The sequence below is a fragment of the Leptospira bourretii genome (assembly GCF_004770145.1).
GTDB lineage: Bacteria > Spirochaetota > Leptospiria > Leptospirales > Leptospiraceae > Leptospira_A > Leptospira_A bourretii.
Map to the genome: position 1 here is coordinate 1 of NZ_RQFW01000015.1, position 17,853 is coordinate 17,853.

The 17,853-nt window shown below is 39.7% G+C and carries 16 protein-coding genes and 1 tRNA gene; 9 read left to right on the forward strand and 8 right to left on the reverse strand.

The annotated features are described in order from the left end of the window. Positions 1–209 precede the first annotated feature (209 nt). Entirely contained in the window at positions 210–962 is a 753-nt protein-coding gene (locus EHQ47_RS09595; protein ID WP_135777083.1) for an SDR family NAD(P)-dependent oxidoreductase, read from the reverse strand. Between the two features lie 495 nt (positions 963–1,457). On the opposite strand from EHQ47_RS09595, the gene EHQ47_RS09600 reads away from it, so the two are divergent. From EHQ47_RS09600 to EHQ47_RS09615, 4 genes are all read left to right on the forward strand, one after another. After that, positions 1,458–4,802 (forward strand): MHYT domain-containing protein, encoded by a 3,345-nt coding sequence (locus tag EHQ47_RS09600; RefSeq protein WP_135749563.1) that lies wholly within the window; start codon positions 1,458–1,460, stop codon positions 4,800–4,802. A gap of 1 nt (position 4,803) precedes the next feature. Further along, the gene (locus tag EHQ47_RS09605) at positions 4,804–5,823 is read left to right on the forward strand and encodes an HD domain-containing phosphohydrolase (protein ID WP_135749564.1); all 1,020 of its coding nucleotides are present in this window, start codon (positions 4,804–4,806) and stop codon (positions 5,821–5,823) included. 11 nt (positions 5,824–5,834) lie between these two features. Further along, the gene (locus tag EHQ47_RS09610) at positions 5,835–6,695 is read left to right on the forward strand and encodes an AraC family transcriptional regulator (RefSeq protein WP_135777084.1); all 861 of its coding nucleotides are present in this window, start codon (positions 5,835–5,837) and stop codon (positions 6,693–6,695) included. 77 nt (positions 6,696–6,772) lie between these two features. Next, the gene (locus tag EHQ47_RS09615; RefSeq protein ID WP_135777085.1) at positions 6,773–7,261 is read left to right on the forward strand and encodes a GyrI-like domain-containing protein; all 489 of its coding nucleotides are present in this window, start codon (positions 6,773–6,775) and stop codon (positions 7,259–7,261) included. A 24-nt stretch (positions 7,262–7,285) separates the two neighbouring features. Here EHQ47_RS09615 and EHQ47_RS09620 read toward each other — a convergent pair whose 3' ends face one another. Then, the gene (locus EHQ47_RS09620) at positions 7,286–8,017 is read right to left on the reverse strand and encodes a class II aldolase/adducin family protein (protein ID WP_135777086.1); all 732 of its coding nucleotides are present in this window, start codon (positions 8,015–8,017) and stop codon (positions 7,286–7,288) included. Positions 8,018–8,059: 42 nt separating this feature from the next. Beyond that, complete coding sequence (locus EHQ47_RS09625) at positions 8,060–8,704, reverse strand: class II aldolase/adducin family protein (protein ID WP_135777087.1); 645 nt, start codon at positions 8,702–8,704, stop codon at positions 8,060–8,062. Positions 8,705–8,851: 147 nt separating this feature from the next. Here EHQ47_RS09625 and EHQ47_RS09630 point away from each other — a divergent pair, with 147 nt between their 5' ends. From EHQ47_RS09630 to EHQ47_RS09640, 3 genes are all read left to right on the forward strand, one after another. Continuing rightward, entirely contained in the window at positions 8,852–9,478 is a 627-nt protein-coding gene (locus tag EHQ47_RS09630; RefSeq protein ID WP_135777088.1) for a TetR/AcrR family transcriptional regulator, read from the forward strand. A gap of 185 nt (positions 9,479–9,663) precedes the next feature. Then, positions 9,664–11,520 (forward strand): PP2C family protein-serine/threonine phosphatase, encoded by a 1,857-nt coding sequence (locus tag EHQ47_RS09635; RefSeq protein WP_244290300.1) that lies wholly within the window; start codon positions 9,664–9,666, stop codon positions 11,518–11,520. Positions 11,521–11,751: 231 nt separating this feature from the next. Beyond that, on the forward strand, positions 11,752–12,042 hold the full coding sequence (locus tag EHQ47_RS09640) for a hypothetical protein (protein WP_135777089.1): 291 nt from the start codon (positions 11,752–11,754) through the stop codon (positions 12,040–12,042). Positions 12,043–12,193: 151 nt separating this feature from the next. On the opposite strand, the gene EHQ47_RS09645 is transcribed toward EHQ47_RS09640, so the two are convergent. Then, a complete protein-coding gene (locus tag EHQ47_RS09645) occupies positions 12,194–12,868 on the reverse strand; it encodes a CDP-alcohol phosphatidyltransferase family protein (RefSeq protein ID WP_135749678.1) in 675 nt (224 codons plus the stop codon). A gap of 103 nt (positions 12,869–12,971) precedes the next feature. Between EHQ47_RS09645 and EHQ47_RS09650 the strand changes: the two genes are divergently transcribed. Further along, positions 12,972–13,048 (forward strand) — tRNA-Asp (locus tag EHQ47_RS09650). A 22-nt stretch (positions 13,049–13,070) separates the two neighbouring features. On the opposite strand, the gene fliG is transcribed toward EHQ47_RS09650, so the two are convergent. Continuing rightward, entirely contained in the window at positions 13,071–14,090 is a 1,020-nt protein-coding gene (gene fliG, locus EHQ47_RS09655; RefSeq protein WP_135749570.1) for a flagellar motor switch protein FliG, read from the reverse strand. 129 nt (positions 14,091–14,219) lie between these two features. Between fliG and EHQ47_RS09660 the strand changes: the two genes are divergently transcribed. After that, complete coding sequence (locus EHQ47_RS09660; protein ID WP_004788926.1) at positions 14,220–14,429, forward strand: hypothetical protein; 210 nt, start codon at positions 14,220–14,222, stop codon at positions 14,427–14,429. Positions 14,430–14,459: 30 nt separating this feature from the next. Here the strand turns inward: EHQ47_RS09660 and EHQ47_RS09665 are convergent, their stop codons facing one another. Genes EHQ47_RS09665 through pdhA form a run of 3 tightly spaced genes read right to left on the reverse strand, consistent with a single transcriptional unit; the run spans position 14,460 to position 17,773 of the window. Further along, positions 14,460–15,800 (reverse strand): pyruvate dehydrogenase complex dihydrolipoamide acetyltransferase, encoded by a 1,341-nt coding sequence (locus tag EHQ47_RS09665; protein WP_135777090.1) that lies wholly within the window; start codon positions 15,798–15,800, stop codon positions 14,460–14,462. Positions 15,801–15,811: 11 nt separating this feature from the next. Beyond that, complete coding sequence (locus EHQ47_RS09670) at positions 15,812–16,786, reverse strand: pyruvate dehydrogenase complex E1 component subunit beta (protein WP_135777091.1); 975 nt, start codon at positions 16,784–16,786, stop codon at positions 15,812–15,814. Then, positions 16,787–17,773, reverse strand: a complete 987-nt coding sequence (gene pdhA / locus EHQ47_RS09675) for a pyruvate dehydrogenase (acetyl-transferring) E1 component subunit alpha (RefSeq protein WP_135749573.1) — start codon at positions 17,771–17,773, stop codon at positions 16,787–16,789. Between the last annotated feature and the right edge of the window lie 80 nt (positions 17,774–17,853).

The following is a 17,853-nucleotide window of genomic DNA, read 5'->3' on the forward strand; positions in this document are numbered from 1 at the left end:
GAGCTTAATTTTGGGTCACAGGTGTTAGGTTCTGAGGGGGAATTACGGGATTTGTGCGGATTGGTATGGAGAGATTAGTTTTTTTGGGGGTGAATCCCCGAAAGAGTTTCGGGGACCGGGCTACTCCGGGGTGCGCTAACGCTCCCGTCTGACATCCGTCAGACCAAGCCCTTCGTATCCCTTTCACAGAGGAATGGATGCACAAACTCCTAACTTCTTGTTCCCCCATCCACACGATACACCGATCCTGTAATGAAACTCGATTCTTCGGATGCTAAAAAGGCTATGAGGTTTGCCACTTCCGATGGTTTGCCAAGCCTTCCCATGGGAATATTTTTTTCCATTGCATCCTTTCCTCTTTCGCCAGCTACATCTAAGATGGCAGTTTCTGTCCAACCGGGACAGACCGCATTGATCCGAACACCAAACCTTGCCACCTCCAATGCTCCTGTTGTGGTTAGTTCAACCACTCCGGCTTTGGCCACACAGTACGGCCCGAGAGAAGGCGAGGCACCAAGCCCTGCGATCGAAGCAACATTCACAATGGATCCTCCGATACGGTCACCAAGCATCAGTTTTGTGGCATACTTTTGACACCAGAATACACTTGTTAAATCCATTAAAATCAAACGGTTCCATACTTCAGTGGTCACTTTATACATAAAGGTAGGTTTATTGGCAATCCCCGCATTGTTTACCATAATATCCAATCTCTGGTTGCGAGATTTGAATGTTTCCACTAGGGAGATGATTTCTTCTTCGTTTGTGACATCACATTTGATAAATTCCGCTGACCCACCTAAATGTTCAATTTCACCGGCAAGGCGAGAGCCTTCTTCTACATTGATATCGGAAACAACGACGTGAGCTCCTTTTTTTGCCAGTAACAAACAGGTTTCCCTCCCAATTCCGAGTGCACCACCAGTCACAATTGCATTTTTATTTTTTAATATTAATTCCATAACCAAAACATATTTAGGAGAGCAGTAGAAGCAATAAAAAATATAAATCATTGTTAGATGAAATCGTTAAAAAGTAGACTGATTGGTTTATTTTTTTTATATAAAATTCTTACAAATAAAATAAATGAATTGAAGATAAGGCTTTATTTCTATTTGCAATGTTTGCTGAAAAGAAAAAGTCAAATCACAGTTGAGGATTTGCTGATCTTTTTTTTCTAAAAAATAGAATTGGTGCGATTAGGGACTTATTAAATTAGAAAATATTTATATTTGAATAAACTATTATAATTTCTTTTCGACTGAAAACTTGGTTTTTGCTTCTTTTCGATTTATAGTAAAAAATACGACAACTTGCTCCCAGGTTTCAGGTTATTCCTTTCTTCGTTAGTGATAGTACTGAAAATAAAACTTATTTTTTAGAATCTATCTAATTTACCTAGTATCCAAAGAATCCTTAAATAAATGATAGGATTTAGATGGCGTGAGGAAACAAAAATGGGGATCGAATTTCTAAAACATTTTTTTATCTTAGATGCGGATCAATTTTTCTTTGTCGAAGGTACTTATAATTATTGGTTGGTTTCTCTTTCCATTTTGATTTCTATTTTTGCCTCTTGGATTTCTCTTTATATGCTCAGCCGTTTTTCAAACGTTGAGAACAAATTCTCTCGGTTAGCCATTCTATTTACATCTAGTTTATCGATGGGCGGAGCGGTATGGTCGATGCACTTTATCGGGATGATGTCTTTTGACTTATGTACAAAAGTCACATACCATAAATCAGTAACAATTCTTTCCATCCTTCCCAGCTTTTTTGCTTCCTACTTCGCATTGCAAACGTTAAATAAAAAGAAAATCACCCGCAAAGAATTAGTTTCTGTGGGGATTTTAGTCGGAGCAGGGATTGGATTTATGCACTATATGGGAATGGCCGCAATGGAAATGCGACCAAAGCTCATGTATGATCCTTATTTGTTTTTTGTTTCTCTGGTAGTTGCCATCTCTCTTGCGATTCTTTCCATTTTGATTCAGTTTCGTTTAAAAGAATCAAAGTTAAAAATAAAAACTAAATATTTAACATTGATGAGTGGGATTGTGATGGGTAGTGCTATCTCGGGGATGCACTATACGGGAATGGCCGCTGCTCGATTTGTCTTAGAACCAGGTCAGGTATTAGATCAAACAAATTCAGATCAGCTTTTTTTGGCAGCTCTTGTTGGATTTGGTAGTATTTTTGTCATTGGATCTGCTGTTGTTACCATTGCCTTTATTAGTTATAAAGATCTTTTTCAAAACCTTTTAAAAAGTGAATCCAGGTTACGAGCGATTATTGAAACTGCTGCCGATGCCATTGTGATGATCAATACCAAAGGAATCATCCAAGAGTTTAATATAACAGCCGAACAAATGTTTGGTTGGAAAGCAAAAGAGATTATAGGTAAAAATGTAAAGATTTTGATGCCGAACCCTTTTCAAAGAGAACATGACAATTATCTTACCAATTATTTGAAAACAGGGGAAGCTAAAATCATCGGTGTTGGTAGGGAAACCATTGCCATTCGAAAAGACGGAACCACCTTTCCGATTCGTTTGGCGATTGGCCATACCAAACTTCCACAAGATGATGTTTTTGTAGGTTTGATCAGTGATATTTCAGAACGAATCATTATCGAAAATGCTTTAAAAGAAAATGAAGAACAACTAAAGTCTTTTATTCAAAATATTCCAGGTGTTGTGTATCGGTGTTTTGCAGATGAACATTGGACTTCTATTTTTATGAGTGATGCCATTTTTACTTTATCTGGATATCCTGCAGAAGATTTTTTAGAACCTAAACGGATCCGTAATTTTTCCGAAATCATTCATCCTGAAGATAGAAGCCATGTTTTTAATCTCATTCAAAACGCCATCGATACCTCAGATACATTTGTTTTAAACTATCGTATCATTCAGAAGTCTGGGGACATTCGTTGGGTTTTGGAATACGGCGGTCTTGTATTCGATGAAGAAAAAAAAGTTAAATATTTGGATGGCGTGATTTTAGATAACACAGACCGAAGGATGATTGAAGAAGCTCTTATTGAATCCAAAGAGAAAGCAGAGATGGCTGCCATTACCAAAACTACGTTTTTGGCAAATATGAGTCATGAAATTCGAACTCCGATGAATGCCATCATTGGTTTTACTGAAGTCTTACTTGCCGGTGATTTGTTAGGAAATCAGAAAAACCATTTAGAAACTGTAAAAAATTCTGCTAAGTCATTATTGCGTCTGTTAAACGATGTTTTAAATTCAGCTAAATTAGATCGTGGCGCAGTCGAACTAGAAACAATCGATTTTTCTCTTTATTCGCTTGTTGATCAAGTCTGTTCCGCAATGGGAATGGAAGCTAGAAAAAAAGGTTTGGAGTTTCAATCTCATCTCGATCCCAATCTAGAAGATTATTATAAAGGTGATAGTTTGCGTATCCGTCAAATTTTAACGAACTTACTTGGCAATGCGATTAAGTTTACAAAAGAAGGACAAATCCAACTGGAAATTACCAAAAAAGATTCCGAGGTGTTATTCCACATCCAAGATTCAGGCATTGGGATTGCAGAGGATCGGATGGAAAAAATTTTTGAACCTTTTACCCAAGCCGATGTTTCCATGAGTCGAAAATTTGGTGGGACTGGACTTGGAACCACAATTTCGAAACAATTAGTTGAACTGATGAAAGGAAAAATTTGGGTCGAAAGTAAACTTGGTGTTGGGACAGATTTTTATTTTTCGCTTCCTTTGGAGAAGGGAGTTCCGGTTTTCGAGTTAAATGAAAAAATTCAATTGGATTTACCAAGTTCCAAAATCCTCATTGTTGATGATGTAAAACAAAACGTAGAACTCATCCAACTTCTCATGACATCGAACGGGCATGAGGTGGAGATTGCAAGAAACGGAAAGGAAGCATTGGATTTATTTTTAACCAAACCATTTGATTTGATCTTAATGGACATCCAAATGCCAGAAATGGATGGATTGGAAGCCACAAGGCAAATTAGGGCGTATGAGAAAAAAGATTCTTCACACATTCCGATCATCGCACTATCCGCAAGTGTATTTGATGAAGATAAGATTTCGGCAAAAAATGCGGGTATGGATGGGTTTGTTTCCAAACCGATTGATCTCCAAGATTTGTTTTCTGAAATTGAGAAAGTTTTTGGGAACACAAGAAATTTCACCGGTAATACGATTTCAGATCCAAAAGAGTTAGATTTTTTTCAAACAAGGAGAGGTATCCGCCTGTTTGGTTCTTTGGAAAAATATGTTTCGATGTTAGATGGATTTTTTTCTGATTTCCTAAGAGAGTTTGATAAACTAAATGAGTTCCCTAGTGAACTTGGTGACAAAAGAGCATTTCTACACCGAATCAAAGGTGTTTCATCGAATTTAGGAATCAATTCCATAACTGAACACACGCTTAATTTAGAAACAAAATTACAAAAGGAAACATTGACAAAGCTAGATTTTAAAAATCTAAAACTAATCTTTGAAGAGTCTTACAAAAAATTTGTAACAGAGTTTGCAGTAGAATTAAAAATCAAAAAAGAACCACCTCTAGTTTTCAGAAAGATTCCTTTGGAATCGAAAGACCGTTTGGATTCTGCAATAGAGAATTTGATCGAATCTTTTTCTAAAGGCGCTGTTGACCAAACTGAATGGAAGTATTTATATAATTCGTTAACGGATACAAAATTTTCTGAGATCGTTTCAGAAATTGATTCTTTTATCCAACAATTTGATTTTGAAAACACGATCCGAAATTTAAAAAATTTAAAACTTCGCATTATGGGAGAAGGTTAGAGTGGAAATAAATCATAAACCGAAAGTTTTGATTATTGATGATGAAGCGACAAACTTACAAATACTCAATGAAATTTTACAAAAAGACTACCAGCTTTTATTTGCCAAAGATGGAAACAAAGGTATCGAACTTACGATTTCTGAAGAACCGGAACTCATTTTGCTTGATGTGATGATGCCAGAGATGACTGGTCATGATGTATGCAAAATTCTAAAATCAAATGAAAAAACAAAATATATCCCTGTGATTTTTGTCACTGCGCTAAGTGATATTGAAGATGAAGAAAAAGGATTTCAGTTAGGTGCCGTTGATTATATCACAAAACCGGTAAGCCCTCCCATAGTAAAAGCTCGGATCAAAAATCATCTTTCGCTTGTCAATGTCAATGAAGTAAAAAAGACCCGATTACAGATTGTTCAACGTTTGGGTATGGCATCTGAATATAAAGACAATGAAACGGGAATGCATGTGATTCGTATGAGTCATTATTCACAAACCCTCGCTCTTGCTTTTGGTTACAGCTCGGAACAAGCAGAAGAAATTCTGAATGCAGCACCTATGCACGATGTTGGTAAAATTGGAATTCCTGATTTTATCATTCAAAAGCCTGGGAAACTAAGTCCAGAAGAATGGGAAATTATGAAACGTCATCCAGAGATCGGAGCAGAAATCATTGGAGATCATCATTCGACTCTTTTAAAATTAGCTAGATCCATTGCCATTACCCATCATGAAAAGTTCGACGGAACAGGATATCCATACCAATTAAAAGGAGAAAATATTCCTTTGGAAGGGAGAATCATAGCAATCGCAGATGTATTTGATGCTTTAACAACGGTAAGGCCATATAAAAAAGCATGGGAAGTGGATGCGGCCATTGAGTTTCTCAAACAAGAATCGGGGAAACATTTTGATCCTGTTTTAGTCCAAAAATTCATTACAGTATTGCCAAAAATTCTTGAGATCAAAAACCAATGGCCAGAAGAAATGGAAATCCAGAAAAACCAAGATTTGAAATGATGTAAAATGAAATGGATTATTATGACCATATCAAACAAGCCATTGAGTTTATTGAAAAAAATCTAAGAGAAGATATTAGTGCAGAAGATGTATCCAAAAATGCCTTTCAGTCCAGATGGCATTTCCAACGGGTGTTTCGTTATGTGACTGGTTATTCTGTTTATACCTATATAAAAAAAAGACGTCTTACCGAGGCAGGGAATGATTTAATTTTAGGAAAAGATAAGATCATTGACATTGCATTAAAATACCATTATACAACTCCAGAATCTTTTCTTCGTGCTTTTCGATCCGAATATGGATTCAATCCATCAGAATATCGAAATCAGTTAGAACATAAAAATTTTTCTAAATTGGAGGTGGATTTATTACGAGATGGGATTCGGATTGATGGATCAAAAATCAAAACACAGATAGTGACAAAAAACGAAATCACTTTTATTGGAAAAACATACCGAACCACCATGCAGAAATGCCAAAATGAAATCGATATTCCTAAATTCTGGGGAGATTTTTTTGGTGGTGGTTTTATGGAACCAATTCCCAACCGAATGAACCAATCTCTAATTGGAATTTACACAAACTGGGATTATGCTGAGAATTTTGATGTGATGATTGGGGCACAAGTCACAAAAGAGACAAAAATTCCTGCTGGATTTGTCGCACATACTTTAAAACCAGCTAAGTATATGGTTTTTACAGTTCCCGGAAACCAAAACCAAGACATCCTCAATGGTTGGAAATATATCTATGGAACTTGGATGCCAAACACTGGGTATGAAAGAGAATTTAGTGATGATTTTGATTTGTTTGATGACCGGTTCCAATCAAATACAAATCCAGAATCAGAAATTTATATCCCTATTAAATAAATTCATTTTTTCCATTAGTTTTTCAGAAAAGCACAAATAGTCAAGAACCCAAATCCAGTTTGCGTTAGGATCTATTTATGAAACAAACTTCAACTCAGAAAATTCATTTAGGACCGATGGTCCTTGTCGGGATTACAACACGAACCTGCAATGCGAAAGAAATGTCTGGAAAAGGAAAAATTGCCGCCCTTTGGCAAAGGTTTTGGGAAGAGGGGATTCTTTCCCAAATTCCAAATCCTTTGGTTCCTTCCGAAATCGTTGTGGCTTATACGGAATTTGAAACAGATGAAAACGGGGAATATACCATTTTAATTGGCACGAAGGTCAGCTCAGTGAATTCCCTTCCATCTCACTTAACAACCGTAAATGTTTTAGAATCTGATTATCTCCAAGTTCCCACTGAGTGGGGCCCAATTTCTGAAATTGGACTTACTACCTGGAAAAAAATTTGGTCAGAAGAATCATACCGCAAAAATCGATCTTACAAAACAGATTTGGAAATTTACGGTACCAATGCGAAAGACCCCAACCATTCCCAGTTTGATATTTACTTAGGAATTCGTTAGTCAGTCTTTTTAGTGGAACTAGTGTTAGTAGGCCTTAAATCCCGTTGGTCTTTCACCACGGGCGTAAGCCGCACTTGCTTTTTTTTCATCTTTGAGTAGTCTACTTTTTGCAATGAAACGTACCCACCAAGGAATGTTTCTGATCGGACTTCCTGTGGAGTGAGCCAAAAGATAAGCTTTCGAACATTTTTCAATCAATTCACAGTTGTATATAGCTTTCTCTCGAGTGACACTCGTGATGACCACTGCCTCTTCATCCAAAAAGGCGTTGGCTCCACCGAGGACAATGGAACTTGTCTCTACAGTTCCATCAATTCGTTTGGGAATGGGAAAGACTGGTACCCCTAATTGGCGGCACTGTTCATCGAATACTAATGGGAGAGGATGGTCTAGTGTCTTTAGTAAAGAACTCCATTCCGGCTGAAACGAAGCAATGGCTCCAATATCAGACCTTAAAGAATATAAACTTGCATGGAAGCGAATTTGATTGAGAGTCACTTCGTCCTTGGACTGGATTTTGATCGCTGCGGTTGGATTTTCGATTGGGAATTCGCCAATTTCCACTTTTGATTTTTTGCCCTCACCTCTATGGATGAGAAGAAAACTTCCTTTGCCCGGAAGACGAAAGGATAGGTCAGCTTTATGAGATTGTAATAAACCTTTTGTATCTAAGCGGTGCCACAAATGATTTAATTCTTCTGCATCAGTTTGTGTTTCTGATTTTGGGTTTTGTTTTTTGGTAGTAGATGATTTCATTTTTTTCCTTTGATCGAATTCTCAAATTGCATCAAATTGCATTTAGAGAGCTTCGACTAACTGGGTTTTCATTTCTTTTGGCATATGGGATAAATCTGGATTTTTTTCGATTCTTGTTTTTAAAAAACGTGCCGCTTCTTTTTCTAATAACTTTACACTTGCGATTGCTTGTTCCAAAGTCATGGCTCCGCAAACCAAACCATGATTACGCAAAAGATAAGCATTGGTCTCTTTGATAATTCTTTTACGAAATGCTTTGACAAGAAAGGAAGTGCCAGAGGGAGCATAAGATACAATTCGTACAAAATTTCCTATATTTTTTTTTCCTTCTTGGGATTCAATGTCCATGTCCAAACCAAGTAAAGATACAGCGCTCGCAAGTGGTTGGTGTGTGTGTAAACTCACTTGGATTTCTGGTCTCAGACTAAAAAAAGAAGCATGAATTCCGCTTTCCGTTGTTGGTTGTTTGGTGCCATCTACCATCTTTAGATCTTTGATTTGTAAAATACAAAGGTCTTCTGGTTTCATTGTATAATAATCTGTTGCAGAAGGAGTGACTGCCATCAGTTCCGAATCAATCCGAACTGCTAAATTTCCACCGACCCCTGCTAAAAAACCAAGATCAGCTAACTTGATACAGGCGGAAAGCATCGCCTTTCTTACGGTTTCAATTTTGGAATCTTTCATTGCTTTCGTCTCCTGTCTCGGGCCGAATGATTACCCGACTCTTGTCGGTTAGAATTTATGATGATTCGGGCGTTTGTCGACTATTTTTTCAATTTATCGTCATTTTTTGCTTGAATAAGGACAAAAACTCGGCACTTGTCGGTAAGAATGCGAAAACAAACCAAAAATCTTTCGGAGAAGGCAGAGGACCTTGGGCGGCGGCCTGCGATCCTTGTCCAAGCTTTGCGAGAGCTTTTGCGAACCGAATCACCGGAATCCATTACCTACGCCAAGGTTTGCGAAAGGGCTCGGATTCCGCGTGCTTCTGCTTATCATTTTTTCCCCAATCTGGGAGCGCTCTATTTGGGACTGCGTTTGGTGCATTCGGAATTGGTCTCCGAACGGCTGGCCCAGGTGGATACTTCCGTTTTTGGTTCTTGGCAAGACTACGTACATTTTTTAGCAAAAGAAGCAGCCGCAGTAGTACGAGAAGACCCGGCTTTGGTTCGAGTTGTTTATGGAGTTCGAAACGAAGAAACCATGTACATTGGAAAGGCTTTGGATGACAGAATCGCAGCACTTGCTTTGTCTCAAGTGGCAGAACGATTTGTACTTCCTGATTGGCCGGAGGCAGCACGAAAGGTGGGGATTGCCGTCTCGATCATTGATTCCGTCTTTCGGTTTTCGTATCGTGAAGGTGGGGAAATCACAGAAGAAATGGTGAGCGAAGCGGGAAGGGCAGCAGTTGCCTATTTACGATCCTACTTACCTGAATATCTAAAAGACCGGAAATAAATTCTTTTTCCTTTCGCTCTTTGATTTTCCCAAATCCAGAAAAAACAATCGACAATTGTTTGTTTTTTGTAAGATTACCTCTTACGTCTTTGGGGAAGGACTAGTCTCAAAAAGATTTTGATGGGGACTAATTGGTTCATTTCTTTTGATCGTAAATGCCTTTTCGCATAGGAGAGTCCGAGATGATGATAGGTCCATTCCATTCATTGGTTCGAAAATGGAATCATATTCTAATCCAATTCGTTTCTTTTGTTCTTGGACCAACCGATCGGTTTGTGATGAGGCATCGAATCTTAAATGGAACACTCTTTGCTGGCATCATTGCGATGGGGGTGGGACTAACCTCCGAATTCTTTCGTGAAGGATTTGAAATAGGTGGCCTTATTTCTCTTTGGGTTGCTTTTGGATTTGCTTGTCTTTTTTATTATTTAGCTCGGTTTAAAAACAAATTTCAAATCCTCATCCTTCCTACCTTTATCATCAGTTCACTGACTTCCTTTTTGCAAATCAAATACAGTGGTGGGATTGTCAGCGCCAATGTGATGTTACTGGCTCCGATCCTTGTATTGAATATGCTCATCCTTGGAAAGAAGTTTGATTGGATGGCCATTGTATTTTTTGTCGGAGCTCTCTTTGGAGTGAATTACATCCAGACAGTTCATCCTGAATGGTTTTTTGATTATTCTTCTGAGAAAGCTCGCAGTGAAGACTTTCTCATCACAGGAGTTTCCATTTTATTTTTACTTGGACTGATGTTACGAACTCTCAATCGTTCTTATGAAGATGCCATAGGAGAAGTGAGTCGTTTGAAATACCAACAAGATGGAGATTATTATCTTACTTCCCTTCTCACTCGTCCTCTTTCCGGGATTCGCATCCGTTCGAAAACGGTTCAGTTTCAAACCTATATCAAACAAAAGAAATCATTCCAATTTAAAAATAGAGAATATGAACTGGGAGGAGATATCTGTGTGGCAGACCAGATTGTTCTTCGTGGACGCAGTTATCTTGTTTTTGCCAATGGGGATGCAATGGGTAAATCCATGCAGGGGGCAGGGGGAGTTCTTGTGTTTGGGACTGCCTTTCGTGCTTTGGTAGAACGAACTCATAGAGAAGGAATCCTTTCTGGATATTATCCCGAACGATGGTTACACACTGCACTCAATGATTTAAATGATGTGTTTGAAGGATTTGATGGTTCGATGTCCATGTCGCTTCTCCTTGGTTTAGTGGATGAAGAAAATGGATTTTTATATTACCTGAATGCGGAACATCCCTTCCCGATTCGATTGAGAGATGGAAAGGCTAGTTTTTTATCGGAAGAAGCCACCAATTTTAAATTGGGAATGCAAAAGGACAAAGCAAGGATTGAAACCTGTTGGATTCGTCCAGGGGATACCATCATCATTGGATCGGATGGGCGAGATGATCTAAGTATGGGGAATCCAACCGATTCCAACCGAGTGATCAATATGGACCATACATCAATTTTGTTACATGCGGAAGCAAGTCTTGGGAATATTGAAACTTTGGGAGAAATTCTCCAAAAGATCGGAGAATTAACAGATGATCTTTCTTTACTGAGTATAAGGTTCCACCCCCAAACCCAATGGAATTTCAGAGAGAGAAATGAGAATTTAGAAGAGCCAATCAGGCTTCACAAGAAAAATCAGGACAAGGAAGCCCTCCCTTTGCTCATCCGGTATGCTGATCTCCATCCCTTTGACCCAACCGTATGGAAATTATTGCACCGAGTGTATCGTAAACTGGAGAAACCGGCTGAAGCTGGCCGTGCTGCTGAGAATTTTTCTAATCTTCACCCTTCCGGACTTCAAATGATCTTTGACGGTGCCATCCAATATGCAAAAGCAAGTTTGATTGATGATGCCATTGACATGGCCGAAAGGATCTACAGTAGGAAACCGGAGGTAATCCCAGTCATTAAGATTCTCAGTCGACTGTATCGAAAGTCAAAACGACCAGACAAAGCAGAAGAATACCAAAAAGAAATCCTACGTTTACAAAATCACAGAAGTAATTGAGCCAAAGTTGGTGGTCCAACTCGTATCTTAGGGGTTAGGTGAATTTGTTTACCTAACTTTATGGGTGACGTGAAAGAAATTTTACAAACATTCTCACTAAAATAGAATCATTTTTAAATAAATTAGTTTTGTGTGATGCTTCATCATAAAAATGAATTTACTTTTAATAATCCAAGCTTTGTTATCGTTTCCAGAAGGAAGATTTGATACTATCTTCATAAGGTTACATGTATGGAAGAAAACGAAACAATAGAAATACCGCAAATCCAAGAAGAACCTGCTCCGGAAGTAGCAGTTGTGGTTAAAAAAGCAGCTCCTAAGAAGAAAAAAGCCGCAAAAAAGAAAGCAGCGAAGAAAAAAGCCAAAAAAGCGGCTCCTAAAAAGAAGAAGGCTGCTAAAAAGAAAAAAGTAGCAAAGAAAAAAACTAAGAAAGTTCTCTCTAAAAAGAGACCTGCGAAAAAGAAAACTGCTAAGAAAAGAGCAGCGAAGAAAAAAGTCGCAAGAAAGAAAAAAAGACGTTAATTCCCTTTGGGATAATAGAAAGATCCATTCGGATTTTTGTTCTGAATGCCGGATTGATTCTATTATCCCAAAATCCAATCATCAAACAACAACAAGTGCCATTACTAGCATTCGTTTCGATTTTAAAACAAAGAGATTGAGACTTCTGATCTTAAATTTTTTGATACTTCTTAGCCTGTTTTTTGTTTTCTGGATCTAACTCAATGGCTTCTGGATGGAAAACAATATTCCAATACCTAACCACATAGGCAACAACACCTGCAGTCAGTACAAAAAGTAAAACATAAGCAGAGATCACAGGATGGAGTAAAAAAGAATAAGGAGCACCAAACTTTAAAAAGTAAGGCAGTGACATATACCAAATCACAGATACTGCCACAATTCCCACACCAAATTTTCCCCACCAGTTAGGTCGACCTTGTAAACCTCGTTTTAAATACAAATAGCCACCAAGCCAAACGCCGAGGATCTCTCTAATAAAATATACGATAAGAATCCAACTTGGAAAATCAAAATGAATGGTAACAACAAAGAGTCCACCGAGGGTAACGAGTTTATCACAGACTGGATCTAAGTATCTACCGAGAGTGGTTTCTTGGTGGAGGAGACGAGCAAAGAGTCCGTCGAGGTAATCACTGACAACAGCAGCCAGTGCATAAAAGATCGATGCAGAAAAAGCACGTAAGTTCGCTGGATCATGTGCATAAGCATAAGTGCTTTGGAAAAAAAAGGGGAGTAACAACACCCGAAACACAGATAAAAAATTGGATAGGGTAAAGATACGATCCTGGAAAAGGTCTTTGGCTTTTTTTTCTTCGATTTGCATAGAACCAGTACCAGATTCTAAAAATTCTAACGAAAGGCAAGAAAACAAATGAAAACTGTGTTGACTCTCGGAGTCGATTCTATAGTTTGGTTTTTATTCCGATGGAGTTGTAGCTCAGTTGGTTAGAGTGCCTGCCTGTCACGCAGGATGTCGCGGGTTCGAGCCCCGTCAACTCCGCCATCGGATTCTTTATTTTTCCCTTTCACTCAATATATTCTTCTTTTTCTTTCTTAAAAAGAATCTGATTTTCTTCTTCTAAAACTCTTGCCACTTGTACAATTTTACTTCTTGCTTCGTTTATCTCTCGTAAGGTGACTCGTGGTTTCATGTCCAGGGCATCTAAAATATCTTCTGACCTGTTTTGGCTCATATTGTTTAGGAATTTTTTCCTGATTTCATCTCCGGCACCACGGATGGCAAGAGAGATGGACGAGTCATCAGCCAAACGGTTGATAAGGATTCGCATTTCTTTGTTATCCAAAGAAAGGATGTCTTCAAAAGTATAAAGTTTTTCACGGACTTGGTCTGCCACATCGGGAGAAGATTCTTCGAGTTCGGATAGAATCGTTTCCTCTGCCCCTTTTTCCATAAAGTTCAAAATGTTCGCAAGGACATGAGCTCCACCAGCTTCGGAGTATTCCTGTTTGTCCCTTTCTTCGTATCGTTTTTTGAGAATCCTTGCAATGTTTTGGATCACATCTGGATGGGTTTTGGATGTGGTTGCTAGTCTTACCGCAATTTTTGCCTGTTCTGGTTTCGGAAAAAGTTTTAAAACATCGGCTGCCTTTTTTGGATCCAGATGCGATAAGGTGACTGCGATGATTTGTGGGGATTCGGTGCCAAGCATCCCCTGTAAAACTCCCGGTTCCACTTGGTTCAAAAATTCAAAATCGTTTTTGGTTTCTTCTTTATGGATTTTCTTTAAGATTACATTGGCTTTTTCAGCGCCCACTGTATGTTCCAAAAGAGATTTGGCAGTGGAGAGGCCACCGGAGGTGGTTTCATTCAAATCTTCAATGGTATTATGAAATTCCTTTAAGATGACTTCTCTTTCTTCTTTCGAGATAGATCTGATTTTGGACATTTCCAAAATCACTGCTTCGAGCATGGTGTCATCGAGGTGTTTCAGAACATCGGCAGCTCTTTCTTTGCCAAGGGATAAAAGGAGGAGGGCGGCTTTTCGTACGCCAGGAGTGGCGGATGTACTGTTCTCAGGCTTCATGTGACATAATTCTCCCGGTTTCCTGATACTGTCAAAAAAAACTTACGTAATGAGACAAAATTTTCTAAAGGTCTCATAAATTCGTACGATACCCTTTGTAAGTTACAAAGATAAGGGAAACAAAACCAGATGGACAAAGCACACAAATTCAAAAGTACACTCGAAAGATACATCCACTACCGAGGAATTGATATCGTTCTCCACCTCAAAGACGGACAAAGCATTGAACTCGATAAAAATCGCCAAATGATGGACGATGTAGTGATCGGGAACTTAGCTAGTGGTGTGGTTCGCATTCCCGTCGCTGACATTCAAAGTGCCGATTTTTTTGCCGCATAAACCTTAAACATCACGAATCAACTACAAGAGTCAGATCACACCGGCCATAAGGCTCGGTTGTTCTAAAAGACTCTTGAGAGTCCTTAAGAATTCGGCTCCAACCGCACCATCGATCACTCGGTGGTCGCAAGACAACGTGAGAGACAAAACCCGGCCAGCTACCACGGCCCCGTTTTCCACAACAGGTTTGTCTTCCACAGAACCAACAGCCAAGATCCCACTTTCTGGTTCGTTGATGATGGCTGTGAACCGACTGATTCCATACATTCCTAGATTAGAAATGGTAAAAGTTCCACCTGAAAATTCTTCAGGTTTTAGTTTGCGATCCCGGGCACGTTTTGCCAGTTCTTTCACTTCTTTCGAAATCTCAAGTATAGATTTTCCATCCGCATTTCGGATAACTGGTGTTAATAGTCCTCCATCAAGAGAAACAGCAATCCCTACATCCACTCGACCAAATTGTAAAATGGAATCTCCTTGGAAACTCGCATTGACTTTGGGATGAAGCCTCAGGGCGGTAGCAGTTGCTTTGACGATGATATCGTTTAAGCTGACCTTCATTTGGAGTTCCGGATCTAAATGTTTTTGGAATTCGGAAAGTTCCAGACGAAATGTCTCCATGGCTTTTGCATTTACATCCACATTCAAATAAAAGTGGGGGAGATTTTGTTTGGATTCGGTCAGACGTTTGGCTATGGTTTTTCGCATTCCATTCAAAGTCACAACTTCATCTGCGCGCGTTGCTGCTTTACTTGCGTATTGACTTGTACCAGAACCTTGGTTTAAAGTATCCAAAACATCTTTTTTAGTGATCCTTCCTTCAGGTCCTGTTCCGATCACAGTGTGTAAATCAACACCATTTTCGATGGCAATGGATTTGGCGAGAGGAGAAGCAAGGACACGAAGTCCTCCTCGATTGGCATTGGCTGGCGAACCCGAAGTCTGATCTTTCGATTGCGGGGAAGGTTTTGGGTTTGATTCTTTCTGTGAGATTGCAGTTGCTACAGGTTCTGGAACAACAGGTTTTGCTGTTTGGATTTCTACTTCCTTTGTAGGAGTAGGGGTCGTCTCCGTTTTGTTTTGGTTAGGTGAAGTCGCGGGAATCCCTGCTAAAAGAGATGCCACATCTTCCCCGGGTTTTCCAATCACAGCCATGGCCTGTCCCACTTTTAACTTGGATCCTTCTCCTTCGATGATCTTTAAAATCACACCGGAATCATAAGCTTCCATTTCCATCACGGCTTTGTCTGTTTCTACTTCTGCTATGATGTCACCAGGAGAGATCGAATCTCCTTCCTTTTTTAACCATTTCACAATGGTTCCTTCTTCCATTGTAGGGGAAAGTTGGGTCATTTCTTGAATTTTTGCCATTTTAGGTTCTCCTACTGTAACATCTCGCGGATGGTATCGGCAACTCTTGTTGCGTTTGGCAAACTCATTCTTTCTAAGTTGGCAGCGTAAGACATAGGAACATCCATTTGTGTGACTCGTTCCACTGGATGATCCAAATAAGCGAAGGCATTTTTTTGGATGAGATAAGCAATTTGTGCTCCAAATCCGGCCACAGGCCATCCTTCTTCGACAACAAGTGCCCTGTTTGTTTTTTTAACCGATTCGTAGATTAGGTTTTCATCTAACGGGCGTAAACTGCGTAGATCCACAATTTCGACTGAAATCCCTTCTTTTTCGAGAAGGACCGCTGCTTCTTCTGCAAACCCGAGAGCCCTTGACCAAGTCACAAGTGTGATGTCTGTACCTTTGCGTTTGATTTCGCCGAGGCCCAAAGGAATGGTGTATTCCTGTTCGGGGACATCTCCTTTGGAACCGTATAACACTTCTGATTCGATGAATATCGTTGGGTTATTATCTCTAATGGAAGATTTGAGTAGGCCATAAGCATCTTTTGGTGTGGCAGGACAAACTACTTTGAGTCCTGGGCAATGGGCATACCAAGATTCGAAGGCTTGGGAGTGTTGGGCACCAAGCCTTCCTCCCACACCTCCCGCACCACGAAAGACAATCGGCATAGGGAACTGGCCCCCACTCATATAATTCATTTTGGCAGCGGAGTTGATGATTTGGTCGATGGCAACAAGAGAAAAGTTCCAAGTCATAAATTCAATGATGGGACGTAGACCCACCATCGCAGAACCTACTCCAATCCCTGCAAATCCATTTTCAGAAATGGGGGTATCAATCACTCGTTCTTCGCCAAATTTATCGAGCATTCCTTGGGAAACTTTATAAGCCCCTTGGTAATGTCCCACTTCTTCTCCCATCAGGTAAATGAGTGGATCTTTTTCCATTTCTTCTACCATGGCCCGGTTTAATGCTTCTCTGTAAGTTAAGATGGCCATTTATTTATCCTCCGCATACACGTATTTGTGTAGTTGGGAAAGGGGAGGTTCTGGTGAGGTCTCTGCATATTGGTAGGCCTCATCAATTTGGGTTTGGATTTCCAAATCCATTTTATCTAATTCTTCTGTTTTAATCCCACCTAACTCTAGCTCGTGTCTTGCTCGCATGAGTGGATCTTTCTTTTTATAGGCTTCCAATTCTTCTTTGGTTCTGTATTTGGCAGGATCGGACATAGAGTGGCCACGAAACCGGTAAGTGGAAACTTCGATGAGTGTTGGTCCTTCGCCGCGACGCGCTCGTTCCACAGCCACTTGGACATGGTCTCTGACCTTTCTCACTTCATCTCCTTCTATATGATCGCGAGCAATGTCATAAGCATAAGCTCTGACAGAAACATCTTTGACAGCAAGAGCTCGGTATTCCGGAGTTCCCATCGCATAATGGTTGTTCTCGCAAATGAAAACGACGGGAAGTTTCCAAATGGCAGCAAGGTTTAAACCCTCATGGAACGATCCAATATTGGCAGCACCTTCTCCAAAAAAACAAATGGTAACAGAATCTTCTTTTTTAAATTTAGAAGCAAAGGCAATTCCTGCCGCTAGTGAGATATGACCTCCCACAATTCCGTGCCCACCCATAAAATGTGCGTTACGATCAAAAAAATGCATCGAACCGCCGTTACCTTTTGAAATCCCTGTTCCTTTTCCAAATAACTCTGCCATAAGAGGTTTGGGACTAAGTCCCCTGGCCAAAGCATGGCCGTGGTCTCTATAGGTGGAAACAATGTAGTCTTTGGGTGTGAGGGCAGCGATCGATCCAACACCCACTGCCTCTTGGCCGATGTACAAATGTAAAAACCCACCAATTTTTCCTACACTATAGGCTTTGGCAGCGGCTTCCTCAAACTTTCGTATAAGTACCATTTGTCTGTAGAACTCTTTCAACTCGCTCACAGATTGTGAGTCTTTTGGGATAGAAGAAACCAACGAGAACCTCCAAAACGACTAAAAAACTACACTATTTAGACGCAGAAGGAAAGCAAAAATCTTGCTCTCAGAAGGATCGT

Coding starts and splice junctions, on each gene's coding strand:
- EHQ47_RS09635 (WP_244290300.1), top strand. CDS start 9,664: ATGATAGGTCCATTCCATTCATTGGTTCGAAAATGGAATCATATTCTA.
- EHQ47_RS09595 (WP_135777083.1), bottom strand. CDS start 962: ATGGAATTAATATTAAAAAATAAAAATGCAATTGTGACTGGTGGTGCA.
- EHQ47_RS09630 (WP_135777088.1), top strand. CDS start 8,852: ATGCGAAAACAAACCAAAAATCTTTCGGAGAAGGCAGAGGACCTTGGG.
- EHQ47_RS09625 (WP_135777087.1), bottom strand. CDS start 8,704: ATGAAAGATTCCAAAATTGAAACCGTAAGAAAGGCGATGCTTTCCGCC.
- EHQ47_RS09660 (WP_004788926.1), top strand. CDS start 14,220: ATGGACAAAGCACACAAATTCAAAAGTACACTCGAAAGATACATCCAC.
- EHQ47_RS09640 (WP_135777089.1), top strand. CDS start 11,752: ATGGAAGAAAACGAAACAATAGAAATACCGCAAATCCAAGAAGAACCT.
- EHQ47_RS09610 (WP_135777084.1), top strand. CDS start 5,835: ATGGATTATTATGACCATATCAAACAAGCCATTGAGTTTATTGAAAAA.
- EHQ47_RS09665 (WP_135777090.1), bottom strand. CDS start 15,800: ATGGCAAAAATTCAAGAAATGACCCAACTTTCCCCTACAATGGAAGAA.
- EHQ47_RS09615 (WP_135777085.1), top strand. CDS start 6,773: ATGAAACAAACTTCAACTCAGAAAATTCATTTAGGACCGATGGTCCTT.
- fliG (WP_135749570.1), bottom strand. CDS start 14,090: ATGAAGCCTGAGAACAGTACATCCGCCACTCCTGGCGTACGAAAAGCC.
- EHQ47_RS09645 (WP_135749678.1), bottom strand. CDS start 12,868: ATGCAAATCGAAGAAAAAAAAGCCAAAGACCTTTTCCAGGATCGTATC.
- EHQ47_RS09600 (WP_135749563.1), top strand. CDS start 1,458: ATGGGGATCGAATTTCTAAAACATTTTTTTATCTTAGATGCGGATCAA.
- EHQ47_RS09670 (WP_135777091.1), bottom strand. CDS start 16,786: ATGGCCATCTTAACTTACAGAGAAGCATTAAACCGGGCCATGGTAGAA.
- EHQ47_RS09620 (WP_135777086.1), bottom strand. CDS start 8,017: ATGAAATCATCTACTACCAAAAAACAAAACCCAAAATCAGAAACACAA.